The following is a 16,307-nucleotide window of genomic DNA, read 5'->3' as shown; positions in this document are numbered from 1 at the left end:
ACGCACCATCAGGAAGGCCGCTATGCATACCAGCCGACCCGAGGCCGAGAACCGCCTTGTCCTCGTCACCGATCTTGAGCGCTTCGCCGCGCCCCACCGGAGCAGCAGGGATCGGCTTTCCCTCCGCCAGGGCCTCTACGACGTCCTGAGGCAGGCATTCGACGCCGCTGGCCTGTCCTGGGCGAACAGTTACATCGAAGACAGAGGGGACGGGGCTCTCATCGTTTTTCCCGCCGGGACACCACCTGGCGTTCTCGTCAACGTGGTACCCGAAGCCCTCACAGCCGCCCTGACCCGACGCAACGCCGTGCACCCATCCGAGCAGCGCATCGACCTGACAATCGCCTTACACGGCGGGCAGGTTGCCATCGATGAGGACGGCGCGCACGGCGCGGTGGTCTTCGAGGCGTTCCGGTTACTGGATGCTCCGCGCCTGGAAGGCGTCACACGGTCCAGCGTCTCGAATGCGCCGATCCTGGTGATCTCCGAGTGGCTGTACGACGCCGTGTTGCACCGCAAGGCCGTCGACCCCGCCGGGTTCCGTCCCGTCGCCGTCCGCGGGAAGGAGCACCAATCCCGAGGCTGGATCAGAGTGCCCCGGCAAGCCGCTCCGGCCGAAGCCGCCTCCCGCACCGACCTGCCGGTGACGATCTACCTCGCGAACGAACGTGTCCACGAACAGGTCGAGACGGCCGTCACGAAACTGCTTGCTCTGGCCGGTGCCGAGATCGTCGACAAGGACGAACCCGTCCTAGGATCGTGGTTTCGGCGCCTGTGGGCCAAGGTCATCAGCTCACCGGCGGCGCGGGACGCGGCGATCTCCGCCGCACACGCGCTCGACGCCCGCCTGGTCCTGAGCCAGGACGCGACCATCACCTCCACCATGATGCAGAACCTGGGGCCGGTCCTGACCGCTTTGCAGCCCACTCCCGACGCGGTGCTCAGGGTCGGCGCACTGCTGATCGTGAAGGTCGACAACGTGGTCGCCGTGCACCAGCTCACCGCGGCCCAGCAACTCACTCTCGACCATCAGCCACACCTGCTCACCTCCCCACACGACATCCTTCGCGCACTCAACATCACCGCCCAGGACCGACAAGCCATCGAGACCACACCAGCGGCACCGGCCCTCCACGACCACCCGCATACCGGTCAGATCAGCGCCGCTCCTCACAACAGTGCATCCACCGATCCCGAGGCACCTACAAGCTGATCCGCACTGCGGCGTCCACCTCGATCAAGCTGTCGGTCAGCGGGGCTAGGAATGGCAGACGGAGAGTCGTGGCGGCCGCCGCTGATCGTCGCTCGCGGACTTCCTGAGAGCGGGTGTGAAAGTAGGCCACGACTACGAATACCTCCGTGACGTGTGGAGGTCGCCCGGCAATTTCGCCGACACGAATTCGCGATAGCTGTTCAAAGTCTTTGCGGAATGCGTCCGATCACCAGGCGCACACCGCGGACTTCCTTGCCCGCTCAAGGTTCCTTGTAGCAAATCGTCGTCGCTCACGCAGCATCGCCGTGTCAGGATTTTCCAGCTGGGAAACCCCTTTGAATCGGATTTCGTACCAGGGATTCTTCCCGTGGACCCCAGGTTGTTCGCACTCGATGTCTACATCTCCTGCCTTTCGAAATGCCTGGAACTAGTGTCACTCGATCGGCGGTCGTCGAACAGACGTACGGTTCGACAGTCTTGAGTCCCGGCAGCCCATACGCGACTGCTGACTGGTGACACCTGGGGAGGATCAACGATTGTGATACGTCTCAGACATGCCTTTTTATTGTTAGCATCCGTCGTTGCGCTGTTGTTGGGTTCGGTGCCCGCACAGGCAGACGAGGCCGTGACATATCGATCGGAAATGTACGTCATCCGCGATCCGGCGCTGGTGCGGAATCCGGACATCGTACGGAAGACGCTGAAGCGTGACGGCAATCTGGACGCGCTCGGCATCCAGCCGAGTGCCGCGGCCGGTCAAGCGCCGCCGCAGCGGAAGCCGCGGATCGCGGCGGCCGATCCGCCGTATGCGGTGGACAGTGCCCGGTTTCCTGCCGGACGTAAACCGGAGGATCCGTATCAGTACATGACCCACGCGGACTGCCTGGCCGAGGTCGGTACCGCGGGCCAGGATGCGGGGTGGATCAAGAACCGGTTCTCCTACTGTCAGATCGATCTGGTCTGGGCGGTGGACCTCAAGTGCGGGATCAGGGGTTGCCAGGTCATCGGCGCGATCGGCGCGACAAGTGTCGTGGTCGGCTACGGCAAGATCGGGGCTCACCCTGAGAACGCCACGCAACGGTTCGCCGACTTCCGGCTGGTCACCACCATCCTCTACACCCAGGGTGCGTTCTCCCAGCCCAACGCCACGATGCAGGCGACCATCAAATGCGTGGGCGAGTACAGGGTCGATTTCGGGATACCCAACGATCGCGCGTGCTACCCGGGCAAGTTCTCTACCCGCAAGGCGACCATCCCGGAATGGCGCGTCGACCCGAACTCCCACTTCGACCTGCTCTCCGATGGGTTCCAGTCGGGCGCGGAGTTCGGTGAGCAGCTGGCTCAGGGTGTGTTCAAGTTCGAGTACGAGTTCACCCCGAAACGCGACATCGACCTGACGTCGGTCAGCCCCGAGGGTGGGCTGCGGTTCGACAGCGCGTTCTACCTGCGGGGACAAGCAGGGCAGTATCTTCGACCGCGCTGTGCCGGGCATGTCCTATTCCAAGAGCGACCAGGCGGTGGCCGGGCACGCTGTCCACGTCGAGGAGGCCCGCGCCAATCCGGATGCGACCGTGCCACCGAAGCAGGGTAAACGGCTCCTCGGCGGGTCTGCGGCTCCTGGGGACACGCTGCACCGGCTGGCCAGCGGCCGTAGTGACGCCTCGAGAACCCGCGCCGCTCGCAACCGCACCCGTGTCGACGAACTTCTGCGCGACCGTGCAGATGCCGCCGCGGCCACCGACCGGTGGGCCGTTCGACTGTGACGAGTACGCCTACGCGTCCAGCTATGAGGGCTCCGCACGGCACGAGTACGAAGGCCCCCAGTACGCGCTGGACTACACGGTACGGTGGGTCAACCGGGAGCAGAACCAAGAGGCTGGCCGGCGGCTGCTCGGCTGGTACGAGAACGACCGCATCCTGGATCTGGGCAAGGACCCGGAGCTTGACCCGAACGATCAGGAACGGTTCTTCATCCCGATCAATCCCTAGCCAGTACCGGGATTGACGACAAACGTGGTGGCCCACCGGGACGATCGCCTCCCGGCGGGCCACCACACCCATCGACGATCGCAAGGGAGCGTGCGGACGTGAACGGCGGCATCGACTCGGCCTGGGAACGGATCACAACCTGGCTGAACATCCATGCGCCAGTCACCGCCGCCACACTCCGGCCCCCGGCACCCGCCGAGGACATCCGCGCGACCCAGAAAGCGGTAGGGCAGGCACTTCCCGACGACCTGCTGCAGTGGTGGAACCTGATGGACGGTGTCGACGACCAGCGCGACTACCGCACCGCTTTCACCTTCCCCGAGGTACGCATGCCACTACCGGTGGCACGTGTCCGGGAGGAATGGGCCAGCCTGAGCCGCTATCCCGACGAGGACTGCTGCCGCACCGGCGGACACCACCTGCGCTCCGCCGGCGACGCCACCTTCGGATACTGCACCGCGCTGATCCCGATCTGCCGCGGTGTCGACCGCGCCATCCTCGCCCTCGACCTGCGCCCCGGCAACCACCACGGCTGCGTGATGGACTGGATGGCACAAGCAGGCGCCCACCGCACCCCCTGGGCCAGCATCGCCGCGATGCTGACCGACACCGCCGAGCGCCTCGATCGCCACCGCGCCGCCGCCGAGTCCCAGACAGGCCCAGGAGCGCCGGCCATCCGCGACGACGGAGCATTCACCTGGACGTAATCCCCCCAGCCACTGAACGATTTCTCGCCAAGTGTGGCGGCCTGCGGGTCAACCGCAGCGAGGGTGGCATCTCGCGAACGCGAGTGCCCCTCGAGCTGAACCCCTGGAGACGTCGAGTCAGAGACGGACAGATTCGGCGCCTGGGGTGCCCATCTCGGCAGTAACCTCTTCCCGATCGGCGAACTCGGTCACGGCCGCTACTTCCTGGGAATCGCAGAGTCAGGTGAGAGTGTCCTCGTTGAACTCTGGGCGGCGAGCTTCGGAATCGGTGATAGCGCCCTGGGAACCCTCAGTTTTGGTGTCGCACCACAGGTCATTGCGGAATCACCATGACGGAGTCGGGGTATGACGTAGTGCCGCCGTGGCTAGATGCGCACTGCGGCAAGGGTTTTGTCGTCGTGGCGTTTCGCACGCGGCAGCGCCCGCGCGACGGGATCGACGTCGTCTTCTCAGGTATGGCAGCGGGTCAGGATGTCGTGCAGATCTGCCGCCGTCATCGCGCTGATGGTAGGCCAGTCGGTGATGCCCAAGTGCTGCATGGGCGTGTAGGCGCCGTCGGTCGCCACGATCGCCCACGGAATCTGGTCGACGGGGGTGGTGGCGCGGATGGCCTGGTAGGCCGCGGCCGGGTTGGTTTCCGCGATCCAGTAACCGCCGGGCTGGTTGCGGCGTGCCGCTTGCTGCTGCTGGAGTGTGACCAGCAGTCCGCGGTGGGTGTCGTCGAATCCCGTACCGTCGGCGAGGCGCTGCTTGTACTGGCGGCGTTCGGGAACGTGGAGGTGATCGAGGCGGGGATCGGTGATCGTCCGGCCGGGCAACACCACCAGGTTGTCGCCGAGCATGAGCACGTCGACGTGCTCGTCGCGGCGGCGCAGGATGGTCACCGTGCTGGACGGGGACCTACCCGCGGTCAGGCTCAGCTGGGCGGTGGTCGCGGTGATCGCGTCAGCGAGCGCCTCGGCCAGGTCCATGTCGGCGTCGCGGTCGACGTGGTGGTGCAAGTGCCTGCCGAGGGTGTCGGCGTAAATGGAGGGGCTGACTGGGACCGGGGCGTGAGCGCTGGCACCGTCGAGCACGATGACGGCGTCCCGGGTGGTGAAGACTTTGTCGTCGCTGTCGTGGAAAGGCGGGTTTGGGCGACGCTGACGTGGAGGGCGTTCATCGTTGCCGTCGGGTCATGCGGCGCGCCAGGAGGAGTTGTCTCGTCGGCGCAGGGACGCGATCCGGATGTCGAGTTCGCTCACAGCCTCGGTGTCGCCGTGCTGGGCGCGGCGGATGAAAGAACCGAGGGTGTGCAGGTCCCGGAGGCCGGTGAGCGTGGCGAGGCCGGGCCAGTCGCGGGGGTCGTGGCCGTAGGCGGTGGTGAAGGCGTCGAGTTCGGTGGTGCTGCGTCCGAATCGGATTCCGCCTTGCAGGGTGGGTGCGAGGTCGAGTTCGCGGGGGCCGAAGGCGGGTTCGTCCCAGTCGCCGAGCAGGGCGGTGTCACCGTCCCAGAGGGTGTTTCCGGGGTAGGCGTCGCCGTGCAGCATTCCGGTGCCGAGGGGGAAGTCGAGTTCGGCGTACTCGGTGAGCAGACGGTGGCGTTCGGCCACCAGCCACGTTTTGTCGTCGTCGGACAAGATTGCCGAGGAGGTCACGAGGTCGGCGAAGTGCCGCAGCGGCGCGGCCGCGGGGAGATCGATGGGCGGTGATGGCAGGGCGTGCAGCCGTCGGAGCAGCGCTCCGAGGTGCTGGGCGCCGGGCAGGCCCCGCTGGGTTTGGTCGTAGTGCTTCCAGAAGGTGACGACGAAGTCGCCGGCGTCGATCGGCTGGCTGATCTCGGCTGGTTCGGTGCACGGGAAGTCGTGGGCGCGGAGCCAGCGGGTGAGGTGGATGGCGCGCTCCGCGCTGGCCCAGGCGGTGTGCGGGGCGATCTTGGCGATCAGGCCCTGGCCGTGGGCGGGAATGCGGTAGACGGTGGTGGCGTGCCGCCGCAGGAGGACCGCGTCACCGGGGTCGAGGCCCGCTTCGCGACAGGCTTGGACGAGGGCGGCGGTGTCCGGGAGATCAGGCACGAAGCGATGGTAGTGCTCGTGGCGCCTGCCGGGCCGCGGTCAGGTAGGCGGTGAGGCGGTCGGTGAGCTCGGCGGCGTCACCGTGACGACGTCCGGCGAGGGTGTGTGCTTCCGCGCGCAGGCCTCCTATGGCGGTGTCGATCTGCCGGATCCGGAGCTGGGTGTCCAGGGTGAGGACGGGCTCGGCGGCGGCGAGAGCGCCGGTGACGTCGCCCTGGCCGAGCCGGGCGCGGGTCACGTCCAGCCGGGCGAGCGCTTCGTCGCCGTAGGAGCGCTCCTCCAAGGGGCCGGTTTCGTAGCCGTTGATCGCGGTCACCGAGTGGAGTTCGGCCCGCTCGTAGTCGCCGAGCAGCGTCAGCGCCCCGCCCTGGTAGTAGGTCAGCTTCGTCGCTGGGAAGCTGAGCAGCCCGCCGAAGTCGACGACGTCGTCCCGGGCGGCGGGTGCCGGGTCGAGGTCGCCGAGGCGGACCAGCGCGTCGCGCGCGGCCGGGGTGTCCCTGGCTCGTGCGGCTGACCTGGCGACGATCGCCAGCAGCCGTTGGTGCGATTGCGCGCTGACCGGGTACTGGAGGCCTTCGCGTGCCCGTGCGGCGGCTTCCCCGGGTCGCGAGGACCACTCGAGCATCAGTGCCGCGGAACCCAGCGTCCAGGCCCGCAGCGCGTCACTGTCCGCGACGGTCGCGAAGGTGCTCGCCGACCGCAGCTGCTGCAGGGCCGCTTTCTGGTCTCCCGCGTTCTGGCTGGCGTGCGCGAGCAGCAGGCACAGCACTCCGGACAGGACGGTCGCTTCGTGTGCGCTGCGTGGGCGGTGCGCGGTCTGGGTGATGGCCGCCAGGGTTTTCTGCGCGTCGCGGAGGTCGTCGACCACGGTGGACAGTGGCGTGTGGACATAGGCGACGGCGATCCTGCACAGCTCGTCGCGTAGGTAGCTCAGCTGTTCGTCGCTGGAGGCCAGCTGGGCTGCCTCGTCGGCCATCGTCATCGACAGCTTCGCGCCGTCCCGGATCTGCCCGCCAAGATCGAGCCGCTCAGGGGCACCGGCCGGGACGCCGGTTTCGGTGGCCACGGTGACCCAGAACCGGTTCTTCGCCTCGCCGGTGGCCTGGTTCAGGGCCACGGTCAGCAACTCTTGTGCTTCCCTGCCCGGTGTGACCGACGATCCGGGAGCGCTCCAGTGGTTGACGGTGCTCGGGCTCAGCCCGAGATGCTCGGCAAACGTAGCCAGGTTCAGGTTCAGCGCCGCTTTGAGAGCCATCGCCGATTGCGCCGTCCACCGGAAATTCATTGTCCACGCCCTCCCTATTCCGCTCCACTGTGCCGCCCGGCATCGTGAACTGCAATAGGGCTGCAACCCCCATTGCAGTGTGCTGCAAGTGCCTGCAACGCCACGGGGTTCCGCGGCAGGCGGGAGCGAGGCACGCTCAGAACACGGCCGAGACCCCAGGAACACACTGGCTGTCCCGCCGGCACCAACGGATTCCGGTCAATTTTCGGCGCTGGATCCGGGAAGAGACGACAACGCGAGGAACAGCGTGACCTCCGACAGCGCAAACACCTGCCTCCTGGTGGCTATTATTCACCAGGACGACGTCCTGCAATGCACCCTGACACCGCCATTCCAGGAAACGGAATGGCAATTGCCCTCGGTCGCCCACGTGCCGGAGGGTTCGCTCGAGCACGCCGCCACGTGGCTTCTGTCGGATTGGGGTTTCCCCCGAACCCCGGTACGCCGGCTCGGGGCCACCAGCCAGACAGCGCACGGCGTGGCGCAGGCCGGAACACTGGTGATGGCCAGGGTCGCCCACCGCACGGATCTGCGCATGCGGGCCCCGGATGTTCGAGGAGTGCGGTGGCGTCATCTGCGCGACAGCTCCCTCGGCTCGCGAAGCGCCGTCGACCGCGTCCTGGAAACCCTCCCCCTCACATCCGAGGAAGCACCGGCCGCACCAGCCGCCGCGCGGCCCTCCCTCTGCGCCTCGCCGGAGAGCACGGGGTGAGACCCGGCTCGCCCGCGGCAGGCCAGCGACCCTCTCGAACTCGAATGTCACCACGACCAGGTGCTCCGCGCCGTGCGCGCCGTGACCAGCTCGCTGCCCGGGCGGCCCCCGACGCCGGCAGCGCAGGCGGCCGCCACCGTCCGGCGCCTTCCCGCCCCGGCGCGGAGCACCCACCCCCATGCCACGTTCATGGCCCTTCGAGGAGCTGATCCCCGTGACACACCCAACCGCAGTCCCACCCACCACCGCCGTGCTCGTCGTCAAGCGTGGTGTGTCCTTCGCCGTCGGAGGCCACTGCTGCGACACCTGGGCCTGGAACCAGGCCGGCTACCAATGCGACCACGGGTTCGTCATGTGGCAGTCACAGATCGCCGAGGCCCGCCGCGCCGCATCTAGCCAGGACGATCCCCGATGATCACGACACGACCGTCCCGGGCCGCGCGGCTCACGCAACTGGCCGCGGACCGTCTGGCCCACCGCGCTGTCCTCACCCTGGACGTCCCGCGCCTTCTCCTGCCCGGCCGCTAGGCCACAGCGCCGTGCACCCGGATCCCGTCCGCTGCGGCGACTGCGCCCGCGACCACCACACCTGGGGGCTGGCGGACACCGAGCCGGAGTGCGACGTCACGGCCTGGACCGTGCGCCTGACCCGACGACAGTGCGTCTGCCGCTGTGCTTGCGGGAAAAGCGAAACCACCGTCGCCGCCCGCGCCCGCCGCGCTGACCCGCCCACCGCCTACCTGCCGTTGGCCGGATCTCTGGATCTCGAGCGGGAGCGCGCGGTGATGCTGGCACCCACGGTGCCCCGGCACCGGTTGCCCGCCGTCGCCGTGCTCGCCGCCGATCTGCTCCCCTACCGTCCGCTGCCCTTGCGGCTGGCGCGGCCCGTGGTCCCGTTCGCCGCCGCACGACCGGTGCACCGGCCACTGCCGAGCCCTGACCTCGCCGTGATGGAACGCGTGCTCGCGAAGCTTCGCCAGCTGCCCACGAAAGGCCCCAAACACGTGCCCCCGACCAATCCAGAACCCGGCCCGCCCTCGTGAGCCCGCTCGGAGCGGTTCCGGCACTGCCGTGGATCGGCACGCTCGTCACGGCCGTCATCGACGGGCACACCATCACCGGCAAAGTCATGCCCTACCAGTACTCCCGGCTCTCCCAGACGACCTTTCCCGTCGCCTTCGGGGCCCGGCGGCGCACCATGACCGCTGCCACGGTCACCGAGCTTCCCCACCAGCCACCAGGCCGCCGGGAACCCGACCGGATCGGAGAATGCGCCCCCACCGCCGCGACGAGATTCAGACCTCTGGTCCTCATAGCAGCCGACCCGGACACCTGCGAGCCGGTCATTCCCGCGCAACGCTCCACCACCGTGGACACGCAACCGGTGATGCCGTCGCGCCCGCGGTCGGCGACGACATCGTCTTCCACATAAGGAGAAGCCGTGACATACGTCCTCGCGCAGACGTTCACCGACGAGGTGATGACGCGTCTCGACAGCTACGACCGCACCGCGCACCACGACGATACCGCGTCCCCGCAACAACTTGCGCAGGCAGTGCTGCTGCTGACCGGCGCGCTGCGGGCCTTGCTGGATCAGCATCAGATCGACACCAACGGCGACTGCGAAGCATGTCCTCGCCCGCGGTGGCGGCGCCGGACCCGGTGTCAGCTCCCGCTCAAGCTCAATGTCCTGCTCACCGACCTGAGCACCATCGGTGAAGCCACCGGCCGACACGCACTGCGCCCCACCAGCTGAGCCGGACACAACCGGACAGGCGGAGCACCTCGACGGCTATTAAGGATGCCTCGGTTTCCTCCAGCCTGTGTCCAATGGCGCACAGTCGAACGAGGCCTGAACGAGCGCACGGTTGCCGTTGACGTTCTGCTCTTAATACGGTCGTCGGCGTTACTCTCGACGGTGAGAGACCTACCTCGCCGTAGAAAGTCCGCCTACGGGATAGGGTGAACGTTCCGATCGGGGTGTGATGTGGGGGCGGGCGAATGACCAGGTTCTCGGCAGAGGTCGAACACCTGCTCCGGCCTTCTGGCTGGACGCCAGGGAGGCGTGTTGATACCACTGCCTGGCGGCGCACGCTGGAAGCTGACGGACTGGTGCACATGCATGAGGCCGCTGAACGATTCCTTACCGAGTTCGGCGGCTTGCGGGTGAACCTCAGTGGCGGCGGCGTCTCGCGAGCCCGAGAGCCCTTCGAGTTCAACCCTGGTGACGTCGAGTCGGAGACGGACAGGTTCGCCGACTGGGGCACCCATCTCGGCATGAACCTCTTCCCGATCGGCGAATTCGATCGCGGTCGCTACTTCCTGGGAATCTCGGAGCACGCTGAGATCGTCCTCGTGGAAACCTGGGTAGCGAGCTTCGGTACCGGTGATGCCACCCTGGAGAACCTGATTCTCGGTGTCGCACCTGAGGTGATTCCAGAACCTTCATGACCGTGCCGGGCTATCGCATGCTGGAGGCGCTGGGTGGATACCCACTCCTGCACGGGTTTTGCCCGGGAGGAGACCGCTGGCCGGCCCGAGCCCGGTACGCGCTCGTCACGGCTGTGAGCAACCACGTCACCGGGACCGTCTCGTGCCGCCGGTACCTACGGCGCCGGTCGAATTGTCGCCATCCGATGGGGCCAAGGCGGCCAGTTCCTCACGTCGTCGGATCACGTCGCGGATCCGCTCCCGGCTGCCGTTGCGGTCGAGACTGGCGTCGCTCAGCTCGGCGAACCGCCGCGTGTAGTAGCCGACTCCGCGGACATCAGGTATCTCGTCGCGGACGATCTGGATCCGGCTGGGAGTCGGCGCGTCCGCGAACACCGTCTCCCGGCCCTCGGCGTCGGTCACGATCGTGAACGCGGGTCCCGGCGTGCCCCCTAGGACTGGCCCGAATGCGGGGTCCGGCGTCAGCGCCAGCCGGGCTCCGAAGTGCAGAACCCGCACGGTGCAGGCCCGCTCGTCGATGCGGTCTGCCAGCCAGCGCAGTTGAGCGGCCACGACACGAGGTTCGCCTCGCCCGTACTCCAGCGCCGTCAGGGCGCTCTCGTTGACCACAAAGGACGCCTCGGCCGGAGGATCACGGCGCAGCACGGCCATGCGCCGCGGTTGCAGGACCGCACGCGCGATCGCGGGCAACGGCTGGAACGCTGTCCGCATCGACCACATCTGCTCGGCGTAGGCGCCGTCCATCAACAGATCGGGGAACTCCAACCCGCCGTAGGAGCGGATCGACACCGCTGTTTCTTCAGCCCGGCATAACGCGACCGCGTCAGCACGAATGCGGTCGAATGTGTCCATCGTGGTCACGTCATGTCCATTCTCGGGCGGATTCTGGCGCTCACGGCTCGTCTCGCCGGTGGGCTCATACGAGGAGGTGGAATCACGGCACCTGCACGATGTGACGAGCGTCGGCGGCGAGGACAAGCACGGTCCAGGCCGATCGTTCGACCCCGGTCATCTCCTGCCACCGTGTGCTGAACGCCTGCGGATCGTCGGGCCAGGACGCCGCCGGATCCAACGCACGGACTCGGCGGCGTACCAGGACGTCACCGGGCGCGAGGCAGCGGAAGTCGCCGCTGAGGTCCGCGACCGCCGCACCGGCGATCAGCGTTCCGAGCCGCGGCACCGCCGCGAGCACCGTGGCGAGCTGATCCGACGGCACGGTCCGCCACCGGGACTCCAGCTCGCGGGCGACCCACGCCGCGGTGCGCAGGTGATCGCGGACATGGCTGACCCCGTACACCTCGAACACGTCCGCCGACAACTCGAGAGCCAGTTGGGGTGAGGGAAAAAGACTCGCCCGGCCCAGTGGTGTGTCATAGCTCGTCCCGAATCCCGCCGCGGTGTCCCGATAGACAGCGCGGGCGCGTTCGGCCGGTGTGGTGCACCGCAGGATCGCGCCGACCAGCGCGTCCCACAGATCACCGGACCGGACCCGAGCCACGGGCCCTGCCTCGAGCAACACCGCGCGCAGACCTGTCTCGGTGTCGGCGAGCGCGGCCGGGCCGACGACGTCGACCGGTGGGTCGGTACCGGGTGGCCCGTCGACGAGTTCGAGGTCGATCTGATGGCCGCCGTCCCGGGACGGGGTAGCGATGACCAGCCACACCGCGTCCGACGAACGCAGCAGCCGCCGCAAGCGCCCCTGGTCATCCAGCCGCCACCCGGGATGGTCGGTCATCACCGACGGCGGCCGGCCAGTCCGGTCGCGCCCCGTGGCTTCTGATGGCATCGGCGTTGTCACCGTCCTACCTGCTTCCTCAAGGTCGCGACGACCAGCTCGGCGGCCTGCCCGGCCGCCGCGCACACATCGCGGGTGTCCCCGACGCGGCCGATCAGCGCGACCCCGACCGCGGCATCGTCGGCCAGGCCGACCATGACCGTGCAGGACCACTCCAGATCCTCAGCCGTCGCCACCGCCGGGAATCCGCCCACCATCAACTCCCGCCACACCCGGCCCTCGTCTGGGCTCGGGGCCGGATAGATCGCACTGAGGCCCTGCCGATGGGTCGTCGCGAAGCCCACTCTGACCATCCGCGCGGTCACCGGGTCCTCCCACAGACAGGTCGGCCCAGCAGGTTCGTTCCGGTCGGGCTTGCCGGCGGCCTCCATCCCCAGGATCTGCTTGACCTGGACCGGGGTAAGGGCGGTCGCACACGGATGACCGGACAGCACGGTGGACGGCAGCGGGTCACGCACCGCGGGCGCCCCCGCGTACGGCGGCACCCGGGTCGTCAGCCCGATCGTCCGGGTTGTCGTCGGTGACGGCGGCGGGCTCACCGGAGCTGGGCTGCATCCGGCCACGACAGCCGCGATCAGCAGCACCACGCGCGGCCCAGCCGTCGACCCGGCCAGCCTGGTCATGCCGCCGCCTCGACGATGACATCCGCGCTGACCATCAGGTGATCGTTCGGTGCCGCGCCTTTGCCGAGGAGCGGATGGCCGTGCACGGTGTACGTGTCGGGATCGAAACGGGCCGGTGACCGCTTCGACAGCACGATGCGATCGATCCGCAACGCGGTCTCCTGGTCCGTCGTGGTCGGGGTGAAGACACCGGCGACCTGGCCCGCGTCCCACCACCCATGCTCCAGGAACCGGTCCATCCCGGTGTGCGTGCCCCACGTCCCGTCCGGACGCCGGATGCCTTTCTGGCTGCGCATCCACGGACGGCCCACCCGGTCGCAGAGCTCCCCCCAGTTCTCATAGACCGTCTCGCCTTGAGCGGAGCTGGTCGTGTTGAAGTCACCGGCGTAGAGCGCGTTCTCCGACGCGACCTGACCGTCCTGATCCGCCTGCTCGGTCAGGCCGCTCGGGCCGCGGGATCCGTTCCAGTGCACGCACTTCAACCGGAACGGGTGGCCGTTGATGGTGGCGGTGAGGGTGTTGGCCAGCTGGGTCCGCCTGCCGGCGAGCCGATAAGGAGTGCCCGGTTGGATGGTGCGGGGGTCGACGAACAGGCCGGGGACGTTCACCGATCCCGGCACCTTGGAAATCCAGGCACGGTAGGGGACTTCGCCGAACTTCCGGCCATCAGGACCCCTGGTCGTCCACAACGAGCCGAGCATGCTGAGGACCTCCTCGAGCGGATCCGGATCGTGGGATGTGTCGGCGTAATGGGTGCACTCCGACAAAAACAGCGCGTGCGGCGCTTCCTTCAGCGAACACAAGGTCGCCGCCAGTTTGTCGTGATCGTGAAACCTCGTCCGGCGGTTGAATCCGCCGCGTTTCACGTTCGCTGTCGCGGTCCGTAGCCGTAGCTCGGTGCCCGTCATGTCGCATCTCCCCTCGTCGACCGCGGTCTCAGCGCGGCCGCCAATCGTTCTTTCCGTGCCTCACGTGCGTTCCGGGTCAACCACGACCGCACGCGTGCCTCCGGCACACCGATCAGGACCGCGATATCGATCACGGGCATCCCGTGTGCTCGCCACTCCAGGACCGCCCACAGCCGATCCGGAGACCGCTCATAGCGCGGTATCCACCGCACGAACGCCCCACTGCCCTCCCCCGGCCCAGACCAGTCGGCGTCCGGGACGTCGTCGCCGTGTGCCTCGATGACGAACTCGCCGATCGTCGGCCACCACGCGGACCGGCCACTCAAGCTGCTGCGCTGCCACGGCATCCGCGTCGCTATCGCCTCGATGCCCGGCATCACGCCGCTCCCCCGGCACCGTGTCCGAACACGCGAGCGCTACCCACCAGCACGCTCGCGGACGGACACGGCAATCGCCGCCGGCGCATACCGCGCGACGACCGGGAGATGATCCGACGCGTCCTTCGCCAGCGCGCTCGCGATGACCTCGCACGACATCAGCGCGGGCACGACCTCAGGGGTGACGATCACGCTGTCGAGCCGACGCGGCCCGCACGCCTGATCACCGGGCCAATGCCCGACGGTCGCCGCCCACGGCTCATTGAGCGCCGCGGCCGTGTCGACCAAGCCCCCATCACACAGGACACGTCCCGCCGTCCGGTCCGCCTCCCAGCCCCGCGTCCCGTCGGCGTTGATCCAGGTCCGGCACTGAAATACGAACTCGGGATGCCAGTCCACCGTCCGGCACGGTTCGCCGTGCCGAACGCGATACGGGTCGTGGTCGTACTCGGCCCACACCGCCGTTTCCGATGCACGCGGTGGCCAGCCCGGCAGATCCGCCGCCATACCGTTCCTGTCCAGCCCGACCAGCGTCGCTCGCCGGCGAGGCGGCCGGTACACCCGCTTCAGCACTACCTCGCTCTCGTCAGCGCGCTGATTGAGCCCGTGCGGCCGCGCGTGGAAAGACGCGTGCGCCACCGGCTCCAGCGCGCCGACATCAAGGTCGACCTGCACGTACGCGTGCCAGAGCGCCCGGCCGGAAACCACAGCGAACCCGCCAGCCGGGCTCAGCTCATCCGACCACATCAGCCCCGGGTGGTAGCGCTGACTGCCGACTGCGACGGCCGGCCTGTTCCGCTCGTACTCACACCGCAAGCCAGTCGCCTCGGCCAACGTCTGCAGTCGCCATCCCGCGCGGCCCGCCTTACTCCGCGAGCCCGGCCCTGGCCACAAGCGACGGCACCACCGCAACCTTCGGGCCCCGGCGCGCGGTTCTCCTGCGATCAACTCCTGTACGGCGACCACCAGCGCATCACCCGCCGCAGACGCCGCCGCCCGCGCCTGACCGATCACCTCATGGACCAGCTCGGCCTGCCCCGCGTCGTCGCCGTAGTTCATCAAGTTGTAGGTCATGATCCGGACATGACCGGACCGCACTCCGGGCCCACGCAAGCTAATTCCCCTCTACGCGCGCTGAAACGCCCGCCATCACACGGCGAAGCAGCGCCGTGATCTCTTCTCTCTTCGGACCGGACGCGAGCAGATCTCCGCTGTGCGACAACACATCACCCTCAGCGCTAATCAACCTCGTGACCGTCGACGACTGTGTGTTCACGGCCGGCAAGTCTTCGCACGCAGCACGCTGGGCACGCCTGAGCAAGTACGCGATCGAAGTGCGTCGGCGGGCTGCGAGCAACCGATCATGTATCGATGACCACCAGATCTCGTGGCACGCAGATATCGAGCTCCCGACGGGAACCGCCGGAAACCAGGTCGTACTGATCTGGTCCACTTCACGCAGACAGGCCCGACAGTCCACAACGGACGAGGTCGGGTGATAGACAGCCTCGGCTCGTCGCCCTCGATACACGTACTCCGCGCGGTCTGCAGCACCCATGCACAGGGGCAGGAGGATCCGGTGCTCTACCTGAGCCGCCGAGTCCAGAAGGTGCACGACTTTCAAGATCGGTGAGCTCAATCGCATGGTTGAGCCGCGTGCGTCGACAGATACATATTTTTCCGTTGGCGGTGCTCGTGTCAGGACGTTGCTGATCTCGATGAGACCCTCCGTGTCAGACACCGCTCGCAATCGCCGAGCACCATCGATTCCATGAGATGGTCACGAGCAAGCAGAAGCTGCCGTCTATTCTGGCCTGCCGGTCACGTGCGGTTCGGTAGCTGCGGTTCACAGCTTGCTCGATGGTGATCTTCGCGTGGAGGTCCGAAACGCACCAGGAAATCTAGGCGGTAATCTGCTGGAAATGACTGGAAATCTGCGGCGTCGACCAGCGGGCGGCGGCTGACGGACGCGTGAGAGGCGAGGTGCCTGATGGCCGGTCGACGGGATGGGCTGGCTGACGCACGTGGCGCGGCCGGGCATTCTCAGGAGAGCCTTGCGTGCCTCCTGGGAGTTACCGAGAAGACGGTCAGCAACTGGGAGCGTGGCTACTCCAGGCCCACTCGGGTCAACCGACTCCAGCTAGCCCGCATACTCAACCTCACCCAGCAACAAGTTACTGAACTCGTTGACTG

The 16,307-nt window shown here is 67.7% G+C and carries 19 protein-coding genes and 2 pseudogenes; 12 read left to right on the top strand and 9 right to left on the bottom strand.

From position 1 onward, the window contains the following. Positions 1-22 precede the first annotated feature (22 nt). The 5 genes and pseudogenes from ACLJQ7_RS02090 to ACLJQ7_RS02070 form a co-directional block, all read left to right on the top strand. Positions 23-1,213 (top strand): hypothetical protein, encoded by a 1,191-nt coding sequence (locus tag ACLJQ7_RS02090; RefSeq protein WP_410646391.1) that lies wholly within the window; start codon positions 23-25, stop codon positions 1,211-1,213. A 643-nt stretch (positions 1,214-1,856) separates the two neighbouring features. Beyond that, positions 1,857-2,804 carry a hypothetical protein gene (locus ACLJQ7_RS02085; protein WP_410646390.1) on the top strand — a complete coding sequence of 316 codons (948 nt, stop codon included), beginning with the start codon at positions 1,857-1,859 and terminating at the stop codon, positions 2,802-2,804. Between the two features lie 101 nt (positions 2,805-2,905). Then, positions 2,906-3,202, top strand: a complete 297-nt coding sequence (locus ACLJQ7_RS02080) for a hypothetical protein (RefSeq protein ID WP_410646389.1) — start codon at positions 2,906-2,908, stop codon at positions 3,200-3,202. 98 nt (positions 3,203-3,300) lie between these two features. Beyond that, positions 3,301-3,909, top strand: coding sequence for an SMI1/KNR4 family protein (locus ACLJQ7_RS02075; protein ID WP_410646388.1), 609 nt, complete (start codon positions 3,301-3,303; stop codon positions 3,907-3,909). 126 nt (positions 3,910-4,035) lie between these two features. Then, positions 4,036-4,242 (top strand): annotated as a pseudogene (locus tag ACLJQ7_RS02070) (SUKH-3 domain-containing protein); the annotation flags it as partial. Between the two features lie 116 nt (positions 4,243-4,358). On the opposite strand, the gene ACLJQ7_RS02065 reads toward ACLJQ7_RS02070, so the two are convergent. From ACLJQ7_RS02065 to ACLJQ7_RS02055, 3 genes are all read right to left on the bottom strand, one after another. After that, positions 4,359-4,985, bottom strand: a complete 627-nt coding sequence (locus tag ACLJQ7_RS02065) for a hypothetical protein (protein ID WP_410646387.1) — start codon at positions 4,983-4,985, stop codon at positions 4,359-4,361. A 99-nt stretch (positions 4,986-5,084) separates the two neighbouring features. Then, positions 5,085-5,963 carry a phosphotransferase enzyme family protein gene (locus ACLJQ7_RS02060; protein ID WP_410646386.1) on the bottom strand — a complete coding sequence of 293 codons (879 nt, stop codon included), beginning with the start codon at positions 5,961-5,963 and terminating at the stop codon, positions 5,085-5,087. Continuing rightward, entirely contained in the window at positions 5,956-7,218 is a 1,263-nt protein-coding gene (locus ACLJQ7_RS02055) for a hypothetical protein (protein WP_410646385.1), read from the bottom strand. Before ACLJQ7_RS02055 ends, ACLJQ7_RS02060 begins: the two co-directional genes overlap by 8 nt. Before the next feature lie 277 nt (positions 7,219-7,495). Here ACLJQ7_RS02055 and ACLJQ7_RS02050 point away from each other — a divergent pair, with 277 nt between their 5' ends. From ACLJQ7_RS02050 to ACLJQ7_RS02025, 6 genes are all read left to right on the top strand, one after another. Further along, a complete protein-coding gene (locus tag ACLJQ7_RS02050) occupies positions 7,496-7,960 on the top strand; it encodes a hypothetical protein (protein WP_410646384.1) in 465 nt (154 codons plus the stop codon). A 214-nt stretch (positions 7,961-8,174) separates the two neighbouring features. Then, positions 8,175-8,375, top strand: a complete 201-nt coding sequence (locus ACLJQ7_RS02045) for a hypothetical protein (protein ID WP_410646383.1) — start codon at positions 8,175-8,177, stop codon at positions 8,373-8,375. A 124-nt stretch (positions 8,376-8,499) separates the two neighbouring features. Next, the gene (locus ACLJQ7_RS02040) at positions 8,500-9,003 is read left to right on the top strand and encodes a hypothetical protein (RefSeq protein WP_410646382.1); all 504 of its coding nucleotides are present in this window, start codon (positions 8,500-8,502) and stop codon (positions 9,001-9,003) included. Beyond that, complete coding sequence (locus tag ACLJQ7_RS02035; RefSeq protein ID WP_410646381.1) at positions 9,000-9,392, top strand: hypothetical protein; 393 nt, start codon at positions 9,000-9,002, stop codon at positions 9,390-9,392. The genes ACLJQ7_RS02040 and ACLJQ7_RS02035 overlap by 4 nt, the downstream gene beginning before the upstream one ends. Positions 9,393-9,401: 9 nt before the next feature. Then, positions 9,402-9,716 carry a hypothetical protein gene (locus ACLJQ7_RS02030; RefSeq protein ID WP_410646380.1) on the top strand — a complete coding sequence of 105 codons (315 nt, stop codon included), beginning with the start codon at positions 9,402-9,404 and terminating at the stop codon, positions 9,714-9,716. 245 nt (positions 9,717-9,961) lie between these two features. After that, the gene (locus tag ACLJQ7_RS02025; RefSeq protein ID WP_410646378.1) at positions 9,962-10,411 is read left to right on the top strand and encodes an SUKH-3 domain-containing protein; all 450 of its coding nucleotides are present in this window, start codon (positions 9,962-9,964) and stop codon (positions 10,409-10,411) included. Between the two features lie 126 nt (positions 10,412-10,537). Here the strand turns inward: ACLJQ7_RS02025 and ACLJQ7_RS02020 are convergent, their stop codons facing one another. The 6 genes from ACLJQ7_RS02020 to ACLJQ7_RS01995 all read right to left on the bottom strand — a co-directional run bounded on the left by ACLJQ7_RS02020 (position 10,538) and on the right by ACLJQ7_RS01995 (position 15,188). Then, complete coding sequence (locus ACLJQ7_RS02020) at positions 10,538-11,263, bottom strand: Scr1 family TA system antitoxin-like transcriptional regulator (RefSeq protein ID WP_410646377.1); 726 nt, start codon at positions 11,261-11,263, stop codon at positions 10,538-10,540. An 82-nt stretch (positions 11,264-11,345) separates the two neighbouring features. Continuing rightward, positions 11,346-12,146, bottom strand: a complete 801-nt coding sequence (locus tag ACLJQ7_RS02015; protein WP_410646376.1) for a hypothetical protein — start codon at positions 12,144-12,146, stop codon at positions 11,346-11,348. Positions 12,147-12,205: 59 nt separating this feature from the next. After that, a complete protein-coding gene (locus tag ACLJQ7_RS02010; RefSeq protein ID WP_410646375.1) occupies positions 12,206-12,829 on the bottom strand; it encodes a DUF3558 family protein in 624 nt (207 codons plus the stop codon). Beyond that, complete coding sequence (locus ACLJQ7_RS02005; RefSeq protein ID WP_410646374.1) at positions 12,826-13,737, bottom strand: hypothetical protein; 912 nt, start codon at positions 13,735-13,737, stop codon at positions 12,826-12,828. The genes ACLJQ7_RS02010 and ACLJQ7_RS02005 overlap by 4 nt, the downstream gene beginning before the upstream one ends. Further along, positions 13,734-14,114 (bottom strand): hypothetical protein, encoded by a 381-nt coding sequence (locus tag ACLJQ7_RS02000; RefSeq protein WP_410646373.1) that lies wholly within the window; start codon positions 14,112-14,114, stop codon positions 13,734-13,736. Before ACLJQ7_RS02000 ends, ACLJQ7_RS02005 begins: the two co-directional genes overlap by 4 nt. Positions 14,115-14,153: 39 nt before the next feature. Further along, positions 14,154-15,188 carry a hypothetical protein gene (locus tag ACLJQ7_RS01995; RefSeq protein ID WP_410646372.1) on the bottom strand — a complete coding sequence of 345 codons (1,035 nt, stop codon included), beginning with the start codon at positions 15,186-15,188 and terminating at the stop codon, positions 14,154-14,156. A gap of 916 nt (positions 15,189-16,104) precedes the next feature. Between ACLJQ7_RS01995 and ACLJQ7_RS01990 the strand changes: the two are divergent. After that, a pseudogene (locus ACLJQ7_RS01990) lies at positions 16,105-16,287 on the top strand (helix-turn-helix transcriptional regulator); the annotation flags it as partial. Positions 16,288-16,307 lie beyond the last annotated feature (20 nt).

Origin of the sequence: Amycolatopsis sp. cmx-4-54, assembly GCF_046548895.1 — a bacterium.
Lineage (GTDB): Bacteria > Actinomycetota > Actinomycetes > Mycobacteriales > Pseudonocardiaceae > Amycolatopsis.
This window is presented reverse-complemented; position numbering and strand designations above follow the sequence as displayed.

Coding starts and splice junctions, on each gene's coding strand:
- ACLJQ7_RS02090 (WP_410646391.1), top strand. CDS start 23: ATGCATACCAGCCGACCCGAGGCCGAGAACCGCCTTGTCCTCGTCACC.
- ACLJQ7_RS02085 (WP_410646390.1), top strand. CDS start 1,857: ATGTACGTCATCCGCGATCCGGCGCTGGTGCGGAATCCGGACATCGTA.
- ACLJQ7_RS02055 (WP_410646385.1), bottom strand. CDS start 7,218: ATGGCTCTCAAAGCGGCGCTGAACCTGAACCTGGCTACGTTTGCCGAG.
- ACLJQ7_RS02025 (WP_410646378.1), top strand. CDS start 9,962: ATGACCAGGTTCTCGGCAGAGGTCGAACACCTGCTCCGGCCTTCTGGC.
- ACLJQ7_RS02020 (WP_410646377.1), bottom strand. CDS start 11,263: ATGGACACATTCGACCGCATTCGTGCTGACGCGGTCGCGTTATGCCGG.
- ACLJQ7_RS02015 (WP_410646376.1), bottom strand. CDS start 12,146: ATGACCGACCATCCCGGGTGGCGGCTGGATGACCAGGGGCGCTTGCGG.
- ACLJQ7_RS02010 (WP_410646375.1), bottom strand. CDS start 12,829: ATGACCAGGCTGGCCGGGTCGACGGCTGGGCCGCGCGTGGTGCTGCTG.
- ACLJQ7_RS02005 (WP_410646374.1), bottom strand. CDS start 13,737: ATGACGGGCACCGAGCTACGGCTACGGACCGCGACAGCGAACGTGAAA.
- ACLJQ7_RS02000 (WP_410646373.1), bottom strand. CDS start 14,114: ATGCCGGGCATCGAGGCGATAGCGACGCGGATGCCGTGGCAGCGCAGC.
- ACLJQ7_RS01995 (WP_410646372.1), bottom strand. CDS start 15,188: ATGACCTACAACTTGATGAACTACGGCGACGACGCGGGGCAGGCCGAG.